The sequence below is a fragment of the Delftia sp. Cs1-4 genome (assembly GCF_000214395.1).
Classification (GTDB): domain Bacteria; phylum Pseudomonadota; class Gammaproteobacteria; order Burkholderiales; family Burkholderiaceae_C; genus Comamonas; species Comamonas acidovorans.
In genome coordinates, this window is sequence record NC_015563.1 from 2,214,463 (window position 1) to 2,231,400 (window position 16,938).

The 16,938-nt window shown below is 68.4% G+C and carries 15 protein-coding genes; 5 read left to right on the forward strand and 10 right to left on the reverse strand.

Going from position 1 to position 16,938, the window contains the following annotated elements; translation table 11 throughout:
• Nucleotides 1-9 precede the first annotated feature (9 nt).
• The 9 genes from DELCS14_RS09825 to DELCS14_RS09865 form a co-directional block, all read right to left on the reverse strand.
• Nucleotides 10-741, reverse strand: a complete 732-nt coding sequence (locus tag DELCS14_RS09825; protein ID WP_228676868.1) for a TetR/AcrR family transcriptional regulator — start codon at nt 739-741, stop codon at nt 10-12.
• A 46-nt stretch (nt 742-787) separates the two neighbouring features.
• The gene (locus DELCS14_RS09830; protein WP_012206687.1) at nt 788-1,120 is read right to left on the reverse strand and encodes a thioredoxin family protein; all 333 of its coding nucleotides are present in this window, start codon (nt 1,118-1,120) and stop codon (nt 788-790) included.
• A gap of 12 nt (nt 1,121-1,132) precedes the next feature.
• Complete coding sequence (glp, locus tag DELCS14_RS09835; protein ID WP_013801488.1) at nt 1,133-2,479, reverse strand: gephyrin-like molybdotransferase Glp; 1,347 nt, start codon at nt 2,477-2,479, stop codon at nt 1,133-1,135.
• A gap of 52 nt (nt 2,480-2,531) precedes the next feature.
• Nucleotides 2,532-3,227, reverse strand: a complete 696-nt coding sequence (gene mobA / locus DELCS14_RS09840; RefSeq protein WP_013801489.1) for a molybdenum cofactor guanylyltransferase MobA — start codon at nt 3,225-3,227, stop codon at nt 2,532-2,534.
• Between the two features lie 85 nt (nt 3,228-3,312).
• On the reverse strand, nt 3,313-4,449 hold the full coding sequence (gene moaA, locus DELCS14_RS09845) for a GTP 3',8-cyclase MoaA (protein ID WP_013801490.1): 1,137 nt from the start codon (nt 4,447-4,449) through the stop codon (nt 3,313-3,315).
• Nucleotides 4,450-4,514: 65 nt separating this feature from the next.
• Complete coding sequence (locus tag DELCS14_RS09850) at nt 4,515-5,300, reverse strand: SDR family oxidoreductase (RefSeq protein ID WP_013801491.1); 786 nt, start codon at nt 5,298-5,300, stop codon at nt 4,515-4,517.
• Nucleotides 5,301-5,324: 24 nt separating this feature from the next.
• The gene (locus tag DELCS14_RS09855) at nt 5,325-5,924 is read right to left on the reverse strand and encodes a DUF2889 domain-containing protein (RefSeq protein ID WP_043795924.1); all 600 of its coding nucleotides are present in this window, start codon (nt 5,922-5,924) and stop codon (nt 5,325-5,327) included.
• 75 nt (nt 5,925-5,999) lie between these two features.
• Entirely contained in the window at nt 6,000-7,433 is a 1,434-nt protein-coding gene (locus tag DELCS14_RS09860) for an aldehyde dehydrogenase family protein (RefSeq protein WP_013801493.1), read from the reverse strand.
• Nucleotides 7,434-7,537: 104 nt separating this feature from the next.
• Nucleotides 7,538-8,374: a Crp/Fnr family transcriptional regulator gene (locus tag DELCS14_RS09865; RefSeq protein WP_013801494.1), complete on the reverse strand. Its 837-nt coding sequence runs from the start codon at nt 8,372-8,374 to the stop codon at nt 7,538-7,540.
• Nucleotides 8,375-8,436: 62 nt separating this feature from the next.
• Here DELCS14_RS09865 and DELCS14_RS09870 point away from each other — a divergent pair, with 62 nt between their 5' ends.
• The 4 genes from DELCS14_RS09870 to DELCS14_RS09885 all read left to right on the forward strand — a co-directional run bounded on the left by DELCS14_RS09870 (nt 8,437) and on the right by DELCS14_RS09885 (nt 13,930).
• Entirely contained in the window at nt 8,437-8,979 is a 543-nt protein-coding gene (locus DELCS14_RS09870; RefSeq protein WP_013801495.1) for an Mpo1-like protein, read from the forward strand.
• A 153-nt stretch (nt 8,980-9,132) separates the two neighbouring features.
• The gene (gene ppa / locus DELCS14_RS09875; protein WP_013801496.1) at nt 9,133-9,660 is read left to right on the forward strand and encodes an inorganic diphosphatase; all 528 of its coding nucleotides are present in this window, start codon (nt 9,133-9,135) and stop codon (nt 9,658-9,660) included.
• 181 nt (nt 9,661-9,841) lie between these two features.
• Nucleotides 9,842-11,611 (forward strand): methyl-accepting chemotaxis protein, encoded by a 1,770-nt coding sequence (locus DELCS14_RS09880; protein WP_013801497.1) that lies wholly within the window; start codon nt 9,842-9,844, stop codon nt 11,609-11,611.
• Between the two features lie 498 nt (nt 11,612-12,109).
• Nucleotides 12,110-13,930 carry a methyl-accepting chemotaxis protein gene (locus DELCS14_RS09885; RefSeq protein ID WP_071956479.1) on the forward strand — a complete coding sequence of 607 codons (1,821 nt, stop codon included), beginning with the start codon at nt 12,110-12,112 and terminating at the stop codon, nt 13,928-13,930.
• A gap of 15 nt (nt 13,931-13,945) precedes the next feature.
• Here DELCS14_RS09885 and DELCS14_RS09890 read toward each other — a convergent pair whose 3' ends face one another.
• Entirely contained in the window at nt 13,946-15,169 is a 1,224-nt protein-coding gene (locus tag DELCS14_RS09890) for a GNAT family N-acetyltransferase (RefSeq protein WP_013801499.1), read from the reverse strand.
• An 86-nt stretch (nt 15,170-15,255) separates the two neighbouring features.
• Here DELCS14_RS09890 and DELCS14_RS09895 point away from each other — a divergent pair, with 86 nt between their 5' ends.
• Entirely contained in the window at nt 15,256-16,905 is a 1,650-nt protein-coding gene (locus tag DELCS14_RS09895; protein WP_013801500.1) for an NAD+ synthase, read from the forward strand.
• The last annotated feature ends 33 nt before the right edge of the window (nt 16,906-16,938 follow it).

The following is a 16,938-nucleotide window of genomic DNA, read 5'->3' on the forward strand; positions in this document are numbered from 1 at the left end:
CGGCGCAAGTCATCCCGGGTGGTGGCCCGGGGACGGAGGGTGGTCTTGCGCCGGCGCATCCTGCCTGATGCGCTCGGCCAGCAGGTGGGACATGAAGCGCAGGTAGCGCTCGATCTGCTGGTCTGCCTCGGGTCCCTCACCGAACAGCTCGGCCAGCAGCGGCCGTGCCGTGGGCAGGAAGGCCGAAATGCTGAGGATGGCCAGGTGGATGAAGCGCGGGTCCACCTGTGCCGGCTGGCTGGCCTGCGCTCCGTCCATCAGCATGGTCGAGGTCAGCTCCAGCCCGCGCCGCGTGATGCGCTGCAGCGGCGTGCCCGAGGGCGGCGGCTCTTCTTCGCTTTCGTAGTGGTAGATCTCGGAGAGCGCCAGCCGCTCGAACTGCGGGTGCTCGCGCATGAAATCCAGCCGCAGCAGCAGGCGCTGGTAGACGCGCTCTTCCACCGTGCCCTGCGTCCTGAGCGCCACTTCCATGCGGTTTTGCAACTCGCGCATCAGTGACTCCGTCACCTCCTGCAGCAAGCCCTTGAGGCTGCTGAAGTAGTAGCGCACCAGGGCACGCGTGACACCGGCTGCCGCCGCGATTTCCAGAATGCTCAACTGCTCCGGCGTGCGGGTCTTGAGCAGGTTGACCGTGGTCTGCAGGATGATGTCCCGTCCCACGGCATCGTCGGCCAGCGGGCGGCCGCTGTTGCGGCGGGGCTTCTTGGGCGCGGATTCGGTTGGCTTCTTTTGAGGCGGCATGCGGGCCATTGTCGGCGATACACAGGCAGCGGCCGCGCCGCAAGCGTCAGGGCTGGGCGGTAATGCGGGCCAGCGCGTCCGCGATCTCGCGGGCCTGCTGGGGCCGCACCAGCCTTTGCACCTCCTGCCCGTCACGCAGAAAGATCAGGGTGGGCCAGAGCTTGACGCGGTAGCTGCGACCCAGGGCCCGGCCGGGGCCGTCTTCCACCTTGATGTGGGCCACCTGCGGGGCGGCCTCCAGCGCCTGGGCAATCAGCGGTTGCGCGCCCTGGCAGTGGCCGCACCAGGCGGTACCGAACTCCAGCAAGGTAGCGCCGGGCAGCGTGTCGACGGTGCTGCGATCGGGGGCGTCGGTCAGGTGCTTGGACTGGAAGGGCATGGGAATCTCCTGTCAGGGAAAGGCCTGCAGCGGCAGGATGGACACGGTTTCACCGGCTTGCACGGCACCGCGCTCATGTTCGAGCACGATGAGGCAATCCGCCTCGGCCATGGAGCGCAGCACGCCCGAGCCCTGCGGCCCGGTGGTGCGGACCAGGCAGCGGCCATCGGCGCCTGTGGACAGAAGGCCGCGCTGGTACTCGGTGCGGCCCGGCCGCTTGGACAGCGCATGGGCAGCCACGGCCTGGGGCAGGGCGGCCGGCTCGGCAGCTGCCTGCGCAGCGCCCATGAGCTGCAGCAGCGCCGGACGGACAAAGACCAGAAAGCTGACCATGGCGGCCACGGGATTGCCAGGAAGGCCGATCAGTACCGTGGTGCGTGCAGGCGTGCGGCTTGCGGCAAACGGCGTGCCCGCATCGGGCTGCAGCAGGCCCACGGCCAGCGGCCGGCCGGGCCGCATGGCCAGTCGCCAGAAGTGCACGCAGCCCATGCGCTGCAGCATGGCGCGCGTGTGGTCGGCCTCGCCTGCGCTGATGCCGCCGCTGGTCAGCACCACGTCGGCCAGGGAGGCGGCTTCGCGCAGGCGCTCCTGCAGGGCCTCGGGCTCGTCGGCCACCACGCCCAGGTCTAGCACCTGCACGCCCATGCGCTGCAGCAGGCCGATGAGGCTGAAGCGGTTGCTGTCATAGACAGCACCCTCGCGCGGTGCCGTGCCGGGGTGGAGGATTTCATCGCCCGTGGAGAAATAGGCCACGCGCAGCCGCCTGCGCACGCGCACCTGGGGCTGGCCCAGGCTTGCGATCAGGCCCAGGGCCGCGGGATGCAGGCGCTGGCCCGCCGCCAGGGCCACGCGGCCCCGGCTCAGGTCCTCGCCGCGCAGGCGCCGGTTGTCCCCGGCACGCACGCTGCCTGCCGGAATGCCGATGTGGTCAGTGCCTGCGGACACGGTGCGTTCATGCGCGATCACCGTGTCCAGCCCGCTAGGCAACACGGCGCCGGTCATGATCTTGATGCACTCGCCGGCCTGCACGGTGCCGTGCCAGGGTTTGCCGGCCAGGGCCTGGCCGACCACGCGCAGCACCAGCGTTGCAGCGGGCGAACCGGCGTGAGCAGCCTGCAGCTGGCCGCCATCGAAGGCATAGCCATCCATGGCGGCGTTGTCATGCGCTGGCACATCGACGGGGGAGACGATGTCTTCGGCCAGCACGCGGTCCAGCGCATCGGCCAGCGCCAGCGTCTCCAACTCCGCCACCGGGCCCAGGGGCTGCAGCAGGCTGGCCAGCTGTGACAGGGCCTGATCGACCCTCAGGTCCTGGGTGGATGCGGTGGTGGGGGATGCGGGCTGGAAGGATGCTGTCATCAGAACGGAATCCGGTTGGGCAAGGCGGCGTGCGGGCCGGCGGCGCGGGGCACTACGACGGGGTGGCTGCGGCGCGCGTCAGCGCCTGCAGCTCCTGCTGCGTGTTGGCGTTGGCAAAGGCCAGCGGGCTGTCGCCTGCGCGGTCGAAGAGGGCCGTGGCGCAGCGGTGCTGGCCCGTCCATGCATCGATCTTGCGGCCGCCCGAACGTATGAACGATTGCAGACTATCACGCAGCGATGACCGCATCAGGCAGAACACGGGCTGGGCCCGCAGCAGGGATTGATCTGCGTCAAGCGAGCGCTCCCAGCCATGGGCGACGACGATGTCGGCCGCAGGCTGCTGCGACAGCGCCGCCTGCACAAGCCGCTCAACAAGGTCCAGCGGGAACAGCGGCGTATCGCAGGGCACGCAGACCAGCCAGGGCGTCCGGCAGTGCATCAGGCCACTCAGGAAGCCGGCCAGCGGGCCGGGATAGTCGGGTTCGGCATCGGGCCAGACCGGCGCACCGTGGGCCGCGCCCAATTGCGCATAGGCCTCGGCATGGCGGTTGGCGTTGATCAGCAGATGCCCGACCTGGGGCGCCAGGCGGTCCAGCGCATGGGCCGCCAGCGGCTGGCCCAGAAAGGGCTGCAGTCCCTTGTCGATGCCGCCCATGCGCATGCCGCGCCCGCCTGCCAGCACGCAGCCCGTGATGTCGTTCAGGGGCAGGGGGGCGGGCTGGACAGCGGGCTGGGAAGAAGGGGGCATGTGGGGCGGGAGGGAGCAGCGGGAAAAGGAGTAGGGGCCGGGGCGGCGATGGCAGGGCGCCGACGCCCCGCGCACGCCGCACGGATCAGCCGCCGATGTAGCTCATCTCGATGCGCCTGCGCTGCGTGCCCGTGCTGGCCGGCAGGCTGGCGCGCAGCTCGGAGTAGCGGTCGCTGCGCTGCTGCCAGATGGGGGCCAGCGCGGAGGCGACCTCTGCATCGCTGGCGCCGCTGCGCAGCAGGCTGCGCAGGTCCCAGCCTTCGGAGGCGAACAGGCACAGGTACAGCCGGCCTTCGGTGGACAGGCGCGCGCGGTTGCAGTCGCCGCAAAAGGCATGGGTGACGCTGCTGATCACGCCGACCTCGCCCAGCGACGGGTCGTGCAGGCCGCGCGCGTCGGCATAGCCCCAGCGCACCGCCGTCTCGCCGGTGGCGCTGGGCTGCAGCGGCACCAGGGGCAGTTCGGCGCGCAGCCGGGCGATGACCTCGTCGGAGGGCAGGACCTCGTCCATGCGCCAGCCGTTGGTCGCGCCCACATCCATGTATTCGATGAAGCGCAAGGTCACGCCCGTGCCCTGGAAGTGGCGTGCCATGGGCAGGATCTGGTCTTCGTTGGTGCCGCGCTTGACCACCATGTTGACCTTGATGTTGGTCAGGCCCGCGGCCTGGGCCGCCTCGATGCCGGCCAGCACGTCGGAGACCGGGAAGTCCACGTCGTTCATGCTGCGGAACACCGCGTCGTCCAGCCCGTCCAGGCTCACGGTGACGCGGTTCAGGCCGGCGTCCTTGAGCGCGCGGGCCTTGCGGGCCAGCAGGGAGCCGTTGGTGGTCAGCGTCAGGTCCAGCGGCTGGCCGCCGGGCGTGCGCAGGGCGGAGAGCTGCTCCACCAGCGTTTCCACGTTCTTGCGCAGCAGCGGCTCGCCACCCGTCAGCCGGATCTTCTGCACGCCGTGCTGCACGAACAGGCGCGCCGTGCGAGTGATTTCCTCGAAACTCAGCAGCGAGCCGTGCGGCAGGTAGCTGTAGTTCTTGTCGAAGACTTCCTTGGGCATGCAGTAGCTGCAGCGGAAGTTGCAGCGGTCGGTGATGCTGATGCGCAGGTCGCGCAGCGACCGGCCAAGCCTGTCCTGCAGATCGCCGGTGGGCGTCTGCAGCAGACTTGGCACGGCGGCCGGGCGCGTGGGGGAGCGCTCGTCGACCAGGGGGATCACTCGTTCTGCCATGCCTGCGATTTTGCCCGAATGCCTATGTCCAGGCACTGCGCAAGCCTGCAGTTCTTGATCTGTGTCTAGACGCAGCGCGCTCCGTCCACCTCGATGCAGGTGCCGCTGATGAAGGCGGCCTCGTCGCTGGCCAGATACAGCGCGGCATTGGCCACGTCCAGCGCTGTGGAAAAGCGGCCCAGCGGAATGGTCGCCAGAAAGCGTGCGCGGCGCGCTTCGTCCACCGGGCCGCCGGCAAACTCGGCGGCCAGGCCGGTGTCCGGGTTGAACACGGGGTTGATGCAGTTGACGCGGATGTTCTCGGGCCCGAGCTCGGCCGCCATGGACTTGCTGGTGATGATGACGGCACCCTTGGAGCCGTTGTACCAGGTCAGCCCCGGCCGAGGGCGCAGGCCTGCCGTGGAGGCGATGTTGATGAAGCTGCCGCCGCCAGGGCGGCCATCGGCCAGCGCCGGGTTGGCGCGCATGGCGGGCACGCCGTGCACGGCAGAGAGGTAGATGCTCTTGACGTTGATGGCGTAGACGCGGTCGAACTCGGCCTCGCTGACTTCGAGCATGGGGCGGTTGCGGTGCGTCCAGCCCGCGTTGTTGATGAAGGCGTCGAGCCGGCCATGCGCCTGCAGCGTGGCCTCCACCAGGGCCTTGACCTGTTCGCTGCGTGTCATGTCCGCCTGCACGAAAAGTGCCCGGCCGCCTTCGGCGGTGATGGACTGTGCCACGCGCGTGCCGGCCTCGCGGTCGATGTCGTTGACGATGACCCGGGCACCTTCGGCGGCTAGCCGCTTTGCGATGCCGGCCCCGATGCCGCTGCCGGCGCCTGTGACGATGATGGATTTGTCCTGGACACGCATCGGGCTTTGCTCCTCGGTCGGGGGTCAGGCCCCCTGGGTTTCGGTGGTTGCTGTGGTCGCCGGGATCGGGGTCGCGCCGCCTGTGCCGGGCTGCCAGCCCACGAATTGCGGGTAATAGCGCGCCACGCCGGGGCCATTGAAGTCCCAGCCCAGGCACTGGCCCAGGTGGCGTGGCGGCTGGCTGGGGTCGGCATCGCCAAAGACGCCCGGCACGGACTGGAAGGCGGCCGTTGCCATGTTGAACAGCAGCTCGCGCAGATGCGTGCAGCTGGCCACGCCGCCCAGGTTCTCGTTGATGGCCTTGCGCCAGCCGCGCGCCATGCTGCAGCCCACCATTTTCTGCAGGGCCCGCGTGGCCTCGGGGCAGTGGCCCAGCGGGTGGGAATCCATGACGACCTCGATGGCCTGCACCGCCAGGCGGGCATCGACCGTGGTGCGTATCCACATGTGGTGTATGGCCGTGCCGGCGGGCATGTGGCGGCCGCCGCTCAGTTCGATGTCATGGGTCTTGCTGTCGCGCAGCTCGCCTTCAATATCCCAGAGGCCGTCGGCGCGGGCGTAGCTGCGGTAGCGCACGTCGCGTTCATGCTGGGGCGTGCGGTCGGGAATGGGGGACAAGGGCATGGGGGAAGCTATTCTTTCTGTCGCGGGCTGCCGGCTGGCGCCGGGCATCCCGCGATTTTCCGTCATGCGCAAAGATCAGCCATGCCGTATGGCGACGGTCTTCAGCGTGGTAAAGCCGTAGAGCGCCTCGAAGCCCTTTTCGCGGCCATGGCCGCTGGACTTGACGCCGCCGAAGGGCAGCTCCACGCCGCCACCGGCGCCGTAGTTGTTGATGAAGACCTGGCCGCAGCGCAGGCGCCGCGCCAGACGCAGCTGGCGCGCGCCGTCGCGCGTCCACAGGCCGGCCACCAGGCCGTAGGCCGTGCCGTTGGCCAGTTGCACGGCATGGTCCTCGTCATGGAAGGGCATGGCGCAGAGCACGGGGCCGAAAATCTCTTCCTGCGCCAGCCGGTGCTCGGGCGGCACGTCGCGCAGCAGGGTGGGCGCCTGGTAAAAGCCGCTGTCGGGCGCATCCTCGACGATCTGGCCCTGCGCCACCACGGCAATGCCGGCCACCTGGGCGTCGGACAGGAAATCCCAGACGCGCTGCTGCTGGCTGGCGCGGATCAGCGGCCCCAGGTCCAGGTCCATGGCAGCCGGGCCCACGCGCAGCGCCTCGAAGGCCTGGCCCAGGCGTTCGAGCAGCGGCTCGTAGATCAGCGAGTCGATCAGCACGCGCGAACCTGCCGAGCAGGTCTGGCCCGCGTTCTGCACGATGGCGTTGACGATGGCGGGCACGGCGGCATCAAGGTCCGCGTCTGCAAACACGATCTGCGGGCTCTTGCCGCCCAGCTCCAGCGTGACGGGGCAGTGGCGCTCGGCCGCCGCCTGCTGGATCAGCGTGCCCACGCCGGGGCTGCCCGTGAAGCTCAGGTGGTCTACGCCGGGATGGCGCGCCAGGGCCTCGCCCACCTCGTGACCCAGGCCGGTGACCACGTTGAAGGCACCGGCTGGAAAGCCTGCCTCGGTGGCCAGCCGCGCCACGCGCAGCACGGACAGGCAGGCGTCTTCCGAGGGCTTGACCACACAGGTATTGCCCGCGGCCAGCGCCGCGCCCACGCTGCGGCCCAGGATCTGCATGGGATAGTTCCAGGGCACGATGTGGCCGGTCACGCCGTGGGGCTCGCGCCAGGTCAGGGCGCTGTAGCCCTGCTGGTAGGGCAGGGTCTCACCGTGCAGCTTGTCGCAGGCACCGGCATAGAACTCGAAGTAGCGCGCCAGCGCCAGCACGTCGGCACGGGCCTGGCGCGTGGGCTTGCCGCAGTCGCGCTGCTCAATGGCCGTGAGCTCATCGGCATGCTGGAGCACGCTGCCCGACAGGCGCATCAGCAGGCGCCCACGCTCTGCGGCAGAAAGCTTGCTCCAGACGCTGTCCTGGCACTCGCGCGCCGAACGCACGGCCAGGTCGATGTCCTGGGGCGCGCCGCGCTGCAGCTCGTCGAAAGCCTGCCCGTCCGACGGGTCCAGCACGGGGATCGTGCGTCCCGACTCCGTGGGCACGGACGCATTGCCGATGTAGTGGTATTGCATGGAGCCCGATTGTGGGGTGCCCGCGCCGCTTGTCCAGTCCCGGGCGTTGCTGCGTCCCCTCGATCGCCTTGGTGGCTCCAGCGGCTACAGCGGTTTCAGTGGCTTCAGTCCTCGGGCCAGCCCGCGTCGCGCAGGCCCTGCCGGTCCAGCACCTCCATCTTGCCGCGCCGCAGTTGCAGGCAACCGGCCTGCTGCAGCTCCTGCAGGATCTGGTTGGTCGTCTGGCGCGACAGGCCCAGCATGCGCGCCAGCTGTTCCTGGGAAACATCCAGCTCGCGGCGCCAGCGCTGGCGGCCCTGGCCATCCGGCTGCCACTGGTCAAAGCCTTCGGCCATGCGCACCAGGCGCCGCGCCAGGCGCTGCGGCGCAGGCAGCAGCGTGTGCTCCTCCAGCGCCATCAGGCACACGCGCAGCTTGTCGGTCAGCAGCAAGGCCAGCACCTGCCAGTGTTCGGGATGGGCCGCCAGCCATGCCTGCAATGGGGCCTGGGGCACGTGCAGCACGGTGCAGGCCGTGGCTGCCTGGGCATCGTGGGTGCGCTCGGCTCCATCGAACAGCGCGATTTCCCCCAGCCACATGGGAGGCTCCACCAGGGTCAGCAGCGCCGTGCGGGCCTGCTCGCCGCAGGCGGCCGTTCCCGAGATGCTGAGCGCACCACGCGCCACCGCATACAGGCCGCAGGGCGGGTCGCCGCGCCGGAACAGCCAGTCGCCTGCCGCCAGCGTGCGGGGCTGGGCCAGTGCCTTGAGCTGTGCGCCCAGCTCCGGCGGCAGGGCGTGGAACCAGCGGCCCGCCTCGATGGTGGCCCAGAGATCGGCCATGCCCGGCGGGCCGGCCGCAGCACGGCGCCGTACGCCGCGCGGGGCGGCGTGGGCTGCCGGAGCTGCCGGGGCGGGTGCGGGTAAGCCCGAGGTGTGCGATGAGGCTTGTGTCGGATCCATGACAGACGCCAATCCTTGATGACACCACCATGGTTGCGCAACATCCACCGCAGGTGCAGCCTATGAAAACCCTCATCGACCAACTGTCCCAGTACGCGGACTATCACCGTGATCCGCGCAACATCCTCACGCACTTCGTCGGCGTGCCGCTGATCATGTGGGCCGTGGTGATTTTGCTGGCCCGCCTGCAGTGGGCTGCCCCCTTGGGCGATGGCCTGCCCGAGCTGCCATTGAGCCTGGCCCTGCTGGCGGCACTGGCGGCAGGCATCTACTACTGTCTGCTGGACCTGCGCTACGGCATCGCCATGGCCCTGGTGCTTGCCCTGATGCTGGCACTGGCCCAGCCCATCGCCATGCTGCCGATGGGGGCTTGGCTGGGCTGGGGCCTGGGCATCTTCGCCGTGGGCTGGGTGATCCAGTTCGTGGGCCATTACTACGAGGGCCGCAAGCCGGCTTTCCTGGATGACATCGTGGGCCTGGTCATCGGGCCGCTGTTCGTGCTGGCCGAGCTGGGCTTTGCCCTGGGCCTGCGCCGCGAAGTGCAGCATGCGGTGGAGCAGCGCAGCGGGTCCGTGCAACGGCGCGCGGGCGGCGCACACGCCTGAAAACGGCCCGGGCGCTGCAAGCTTGGCGCAGGCTTGCCGCCGTAGCATGGCAGGCGTTCCTGCGGAGCCATCCGTGGGGGCGTGTGCCTGCGCCTAAAATCACGCTGCTATCCCCCTGCGGGGGCTTTTTTGTTTCAACTCTCCTCATCCATCATGTCTTTCGACAAAGTCACACCGGGCAAGAACGCTCCTGAATCCTTCAACGTCGTGATCGAGATCTCGGCCAACTCCGATCCCATCAAGTACGAAGTGGACAAGGAAAGCGGCGCCGTCTTCGTGGACCGCTTCATGGGCACGGCCATGCACTACCCGGCCAACTACGGCTATGTGCCCCAGACGCTGTCCGGCGACGGCGATCCGGTGGACGTGCTGGTGATGACGCCCTTCCCGCTGCCCCCGGGCGTGGTCGTGGCCTGCCGCCCCATCGGCATCCTGTTGATGGAAGACGAGTCCGGCGTGGATGGCAAGGTCCTGGCCGTGCCCACGCAAAAGCTGCTGCCCGCCTACGACAAGATCAACACGCTGGAAGACATCCACGAGATCACCCTCAAGCAGATCCAGCATTTCTTCGAGCACTACAAGGACCTGGAAAAGGGCAAGTGGGTCAAGGTGCTGGGCTGGAAGGGCGTGGACGAGGCCAAGAAGGAAGTCGTGGACGGCATCGCCAACTACAAGGGCTGATCCTTTTCACTCCCGTTGAGGGAGTCTCAACTGCGCTGAGGTAAATGCCCGCTTCGCAGTTGATACAATTTGAAACGCACCCGTTGCCTACGCGCCGGGTGCGTTTTTTGTTTTGTCGTGGATCAGGGTTTGGGCAGATCAATCAGGCGCTGGTGCGAGCCATCGGCCCGGGAGCGAGCAAATGAAGTTGGCAGATTGGCGCATGGGCACGAAGCTGGGCATGGGATTCCTCGTCATGGTCCTGTTCTCGGCCATCCTGGGGGCGGTGGCCTGGTTGCAGCTGGCGCAGATGCACCGCAACGCATTGCATTTGTCGGATGTTGCCCTGCCCAGCATGTTCCATGCGGGCGCCATGCGATCCGAATACAACCGCCTGCGCCGTCACGAGGCCGGCATTGCCTCGGCGCGCAGCCTGGGCGAGGTCGATGGCTTTGCCAAGCAGGTGCAGGACCGGCTGCAGACCATCGGCGAGCATGAGACGGCGCTGCGTGCGCTGATCGACCAGCAGGCCCTGCGCGCGGCCTTTGACGACTACCTCGGCTTCAAGCAGCAGTTCCTGGCCATGCATGCGCGCCTGCTGGAGCGCGCGCGTGCCGGCAACTATTCGACCACCGAGGAGCAGGCCTTCATGGCCGACGAGATGGGGCTGATGTTTGCCGGCGAATCCGAGGCGCAGTTCGGCAAGCTGGCCGAAAGCGCCGGCCGCCTGCTGACCCTGCAGCGCGAGGCGGGCGAGCAGGCACGCCAGCAGGCGCAGGCCGGCTTTGACCTCGCCCGCATCTGGGTGCTGGGCACGCTGACCGTGGTAGTGGCCATTGCCGCCCTGGTGGGCTGGGCCATCACGCGTGCCGTGACCGGCCCCGTCGCCCAGGCCGTCCATGTGGCGCGCAACGTGGCGGCCGGCCATCTGGAGACGCCGGTCACCAGCCGCCGCCGCGACGAAATGGGCCAGCTCATCAACGCGCAGGAAGACATGCGCCGCAAGCTCGCCGAGCTGGTGGGCGAGGTGCGCGGCAACGCGCAGGGCGTGGCACTGGCCGCTGGCGAGATCGCCCAGGGCAATGCGGATCTGTCGGCGCGCACCGAAAGCCAGGCCAGCGCGCTGGAGGAAACGGCAGCCTCCATGGAGCAACTGGGCGCCACCGTGCGGCAGAACGCCGACAGCGCGCGTCAGGCCAACCAGATGGCGGCCTCCGCATCGGGCATCGCCGCGCGTGGTGGCGAAGTCGTGGCCCAGGTGGTGGACACCATGAAGGGCATCAACGACAGCAGCCGCCAGATCGCCGACATCATCGGCGTGATCGATGGCATTGCCTTTCAGACCAATATCCTGGCGCTGAACGCCGCCGTGGAGGCGGCCCGTGCCGGCGAGCAGGGCCGGGGCTTTGCCGTGGTGGCGGGCGAGGTGCGTTCGCTGGCCCAGCGCAGCGCCGAGGCGGCCAAGGAGATCAAGGCGCTGATCCAGGCCAGCGAGCAGCGCGTGGAGCAGGGCACGCAACTGGTGGACAAGGCGGGCGAGACCATGTCGGAAATCGTCACCGCCATCCGGCGCGTGACGGACATCATGGGCGAGATCAGCGCGGCCAGCAGCGAGCAGAGCGCGGGCGTGGCCCAGGTGGGTGATGCCATCACGCAGATGGACCAGGCCACGCAGCAGAACGCGGCCCTGGTGGAGCAAAGCGCGGCCGCCGCCCAGTCGCTGCAGCAGCAGGCACAGGCCATGGTGGCCTCGGTCTCGGTATTTCGCACGGCGGCTGCCGATGCGCCAGCTGTCACTGTGGCGACTGCCGCAGCATCGCGCGCAACGGTTGTTGCCTCCTTGGCACCGCGTCCGGCCCTGGCTCCCATGGCCGCCGGGCCGGCGCAACAGATCGCTGCGGCCACCCCGGCCAAGGCCACCAAGGCCACCAAGACGACCACCGCCGACGATGAGGAGTGGGCCGCGTTCTGAGGCCTCACGCGCAGTTCGGCTTCCTTTTCTGGCGGCTCCATGCTTTGCATGGGGCCGCTTTGCTTTTGTGTCTGCCGCTGAGCTGGCGCAAGACGGGAGCGAGAGGCTGTGGCACAAATCTGCCAGTGAAGGTTTCTGCCTACTACCAGTACCTGAACTTGTCCTGAACAATGCCTGGATACTGGCAGAATGTAAGTGGATGTAGTCCTAGTCTTACAGCGTGAACAATGGCGGCTTCTGGTGCCGCTCCCTAGGAACGAAGGGGTATCCCGTGATCACCTTGTTCTCATGGCCGCCACGCCTGGCGGCAATCAGTCTTCCAGCGGACCGCGCCACCGCGGTGGCTCTCCCTCTCCAATCCTTGCCCACAAGCCGACTTGCGCGGTTGCGGCAGATCTGTTTTTGCGAAGTCCGCGCCGGGCCTGGCTGACGCCTGTCCATGGCGCAACACAAAGCTAGGCACAACAAGATGGCAGGACTTCGACAAGAAAGACGAACGTGAAAAACCTCAAGATCTCAACGCGCATGCTGGGCACCTTCGGCCTGCTGGTGGTGCTGCTGCTGGCCGTGGTGGCCGCAGCCCTGGTGCAGTTGCGCGCCATGCGCGCCAGCATGGAAGTCATCACGGGCAACGCCATGCCCAGCGTGGAAGTGATCAACCAGATCGGCACCGATGTCGTGCGCACGCGCCTTCTGGAAGTGCGCCATGTCAACAATGACGATGCCGCCTACAAGACCGATTCGGAAAAGCAGCTGGAACAACTGCAGCGCCGCCTGGCCGAGCGCAAGAAGGCCTATGAGCCGCTGCTGTCATCGGACGAAGAACGCAGGCTCTACGCGCAACTGGTCCAGGAACGCGAGCGCTACCAGCAACTGAGCCAGCAGGTGCTGGCGCTGTCGCGCCAGGGCGAGAAGGAAAAGGCCCAGGCGGTGCTGGGCGGCGAGTCGCTGAAGCTCTACAACGATTCGTCGAACACGCTGGATCTGCTGGTCAAGCTCAACAGTGATGCCGCCTTGCAGGAAAGCCGCAACGCCGAGGCCGTGTACGGGCGCTCGGTCGTCGTCCTCAGCGTGGCGGCGCTGGCGGCCGTGCTGCTGGCCGTGCTGGCCGGCCTGTGGCTGACGCGCTCCATCCGCGCGCCGCTGGCGCATGCGGTCGATGCCGCAGACCGCGTGGCCAACGGCGACCTGGGCGGGACCATCCGCATCGATCGCAATGACGAAACCGGCCTGCTGCTGGGAGCGTTGCAACGCATGCAGTCCAGCCTGGTGCAGACCGTGCGCAGCGTGCGCCAGAACGCCGAAGGCGTGGCCTCGGCCAGCGCGCAGATTGCCTCCGGCAATGCCGACCTGTCCAGCCGCACGGAAGAGCAGGCCAGCGCCCTGGAGCAGACGGCAGCCTCCATGGAGGAGCTGGGCTCCACCGTGCGCCAGAACGCCGACAACGCACGCCAGGCCAATCAGCTGGCGCTCAATGCATCCAGCGTTGCGCGCCGTGGCGGCGACGTGGTGGCCGAGGCCGTGGAGACCATGAAGGGCATCAACGACAGCAGCCGGCGCATCGGCGACATCATCGGCGTGATCGACTCCATTGCTTTCCAGACCAACATCCTTGCGCTCAATGCCGCCGTGGAGGCGGCCCGCGCAGGTGAGCAGGGCCGGGGCTTTGCCGTGGTCGCGGGCGAGGTGCGCTCGCTGGCGCAGCGCAGCGCCGAGGCCGCCAAGGAAATCAAGGCGCTGATCACGGCCAGCGTGGAGCGTGTGGAGCAGGGCTCGCAACTGGTGGACCGCGCAGGCACGACCATGACCGAAGTGGTGGCCGCCATCGGCCGGGTCACCGACATCATGGGCGAGATCAGCTCGGCCAGCACCGAGCAGAGCTCCGGCGTGGCCCAGGTTGGCGAAGCCGTCACGCAGATGGACCAGACCACGCAGCAGAACGCGGCCCTGGTCGAGGAAAGCGCGGCCGCCGCTGCCTCGCTGCGCAAGCAGGCGCAGGACCTGGTCGAGGCCGTGGCCGTCTTCCAGTTGCCCCGTGGCGCCACGGACAGCCATGCGCATGTGCCGCACAGGGTGGCGGCACCGGCCAGCCCCGCAGCGCGCCCCGCAGCCCCGCCTGTCCGGCCCGCCCCACCCGCCAGCCCTGCGCGGCCTGCGGCCCTGGGCGGCGGCGGTGCGCCTGCAGGCGGCGAGACGCTGGCCCGCCGGCTTGAGCGCGATGCCACGCCCCCCATCCGGCCGCGCGCCGGACCCACGCAGGCCGGCAAGCCGGCACCACGCCAGCCCGGTCAGGGCGATGACGACTGGGAAACCTTCTGAGCCTTGGCCCTCGCCTTACCCCTGGCGCAGCGGGCTGTGGGCCTGCAGCTCCTGCAGATAGCCGGCCATGCCCTCGCCCTCGCGGTCCAGAAAGCGCGAGATGGCATCGGCAAAGGACGGGTGGGCAATCCAGTGGGCGCTGGGGGTGACCACGGGCAGCAGTGCCCGCGCCATCTTGTGCTCGCCCTGGGCGCCTCCCTCGAAATGCGCAATGCCGCGTTCTATGCACCAGGCGATGGGCTGGTAGTAGCAGGCCTCGAAATGCAGGCAATCCACGCGCTCCAGTGCACCCCAGTAGCGGCCGTAGGCCGTTCCCTGCGGGGTCTGCGGCGCGTGGGCGCGTCCGCCTGGATGGCCCGCTGACAGCCTTGCGGCCGCAGCATCCAGCGCGATCAGGCTGCAGGCCATGGGCTGGCCGTCGCGCTCGGCGATGAACATCAGCCAGGCCTCGGGCATTTGGCGCGCCATGGCCTCGAAGAAGGCCGGTTCGAGGTACGGGGCGTTGCCATGCTCCAGGTAGGTTCGCTCGTGGCAGCGGTAGAAAAAGGCCCAGTCCTGTGCGCCCATGTCCGGCCCGTGCAGGGTGCGAAAGCGCACGCCGGCCTCATGCACCTTGCGCCTTTCCTGGCGTATCTTCTTGCGCTTTTCCTGGTTCAGCGTCGCCAGAAAGTGGTCGAAATCGCTGTGCCCGGCGCCATCGGCGCCCTGGTTGCTCCAGTGGAACTGCACGGTGCTGCGCTGCATCCAGCCGTCGGCATCGCAGGCTGCCAGATCCTCGGCATCGCTGAACAGCAGGTGCAGCGAAGACAGTTGCTGCGCCTGGGCCCATTCGCGCACCGCGCGCACCAGGGCTGCACGCAGCAAGGGCGTGCGCGCCAGCAGGCGGCTGCCCGGCACGGGCGTGAAAGGCACGGCCAGCACGCCCTTGGGATAGTAGTCCAGCCCATGCTGGGCGTAGGCACGTGCCCAGGCAAAGTCGAACACGTACTCGCCATAGGAGTGCGCCTTGGCGTAGACCGGGCAGGCGGCGACCAGCTCGCCGCCCTGCCAGAGCGTGACCACGCGGCCGGCCCAGCCGGTTTGCGGCACGGCGCTGCCGCTGGATTCGAGCGCGCTCAGGTACTCGTGGCGCATGAAGGGAGTGGGCGCGGCCTGCGATGCCAGCAGCGCATTCCAGGCCTGGGCATCGAGCTGCTGCACGCTGTCCAGCACGCGGGTGATAATTGCGGTTTCAGCCATGCCATTCCTTGCAGGCCGGTGTGACGCGCGCTGCCGCCTTTCGCTGTGGGGTGGCCTTGTCGGCCCTGTTGGCTCCATTGCATTCCATGACGCTCTCCATCTGCACTGCCCAGCTCAACTTTGTCGTGGGCGACCTGCCCGGCAATGTCCAGAAAATCATTGCCGCAGCCCGTGAAGCTTATGCCACGGGAGCGCGCTTGCTGCTGACGCCCGAGCTTGCCCTGTGCGGCTATGCGGCCGAAGACCTGTATCTGCGCCCCGCCTTTCTGGATGCCTGCGACCAGGCCGTGCAGCAGCTTGCGCTGGAGACCGCGCAATGGCCGGGCCTGGCGCTGGTGCTGGGCCATCCCTGGCGCGACCAGGGCGCCGTTGGCGCGTTGCGCAATGCGGCCAGCGTGCTGCGCGACGGGCGCGTGGAATGCAGCCATGCCAAGCAATGCCTGCCCAACTACGGCGTGTTCGACGAGCAGCGCTACTTTGTGGCCGGCCAATCGCCCTGCGTGATCGAAGTGCAGGGCGTGCGCGTGGGCCTGCTGATCTGCGAGGACGCCTGGCATCCCGAACCCGCACGCGCCGCCGCCCAGGCCGGCGCGCAATTGCTGGCCGTGATCAATGCCTCGCCCTTCCATGAGGGCAAGCAGGCCGAACGCGAAGCCACGCTGGCCGCGCGTGCGTGCGAGACCGGCCTGCCCCTGGTCTACGCGCATCTGGTTGGCGGCCAGGATGAAATCGTCTTTGATGGCAGCTCCTTTGCCGTGCAGGCGGACGGCTCCATTGCCGCGCGTGCGCCGGCCTTTGCCGAGGCCTTGCCGCGGGTGGAGGTCCGCACGGGCGGGCATGCGCTGGTGCTGGCCGGCGAGGTGATTGCGCAGCCAGGGCACCTGCCGGCGCTGTGGTCCGCCCTGGTGCTGGCCGTGCGCGACTACGTGGGCAAGAACCGTTTCCCCGGCGCCCTGCTGGGCCTGTCGGGCGGTATCGACTCGGCCCTGGTGCTGGCGATTGCAGTCGATGCCCTGGGCGCGGACAAGGTGCATACGGTGATGATGCCTTCGCCCTATACGGCCGACATCAGCTGGATCGACGCGCGTGACATGGCCGAGCGCGTGGGCGTGCGCTATGACGAAATCTCCATCGCGCCCCAGTTCGAAGCCTTCAAGGCCGCCCTGGCCCCGGCCTTCGCGGGCCGCGCCGAGGACACGACCGAAGAAAACCTGCAGGCCCGCATCCGCGGCACCTTGCTGATGGGCCTGTCCAACAAGTTCGGCTCCGTGGTGCTGACCACCGGCAACAAGAGCGAGATGTCCACCGGCTACTGCACGCTCTATGGCGACATGGCAGGCGGCTTTGCGGTGATCAAGGACGTGCTCAAGACCGAGGTCTTTGCGCTGGCGCGCTGGCGCAATGCCAACGATCCGTTCGGCACGGGGCTGGACCCCATCCCGGATCGCATCATCACGCGCCCGCCCAGTGCCGAACTGCGCCCTGACCAGAAAGACCAGGACAGCCTGCCCGCTTATGAGGTGCTCGATGCCATCGTGCGCCGTTACATGGAAAATAACGAAAGCATCGCCTCCATCGTGGCCGACGGATACGCCAGCGCCGATGTGGAGCGAGTGACGCGCCTGATCCAGATCAACGAGTACAAACGCCGCCAGGCGCCCGTGGGGCCGCGACTGACGCGCCGCAGCTTCGGCAAGGATTGGCGCTACCCCATCACCAACCGCTTTCGCGCTTGAAGCACCTGAGGCGGCGGGGTTTCCCGGCCAGCC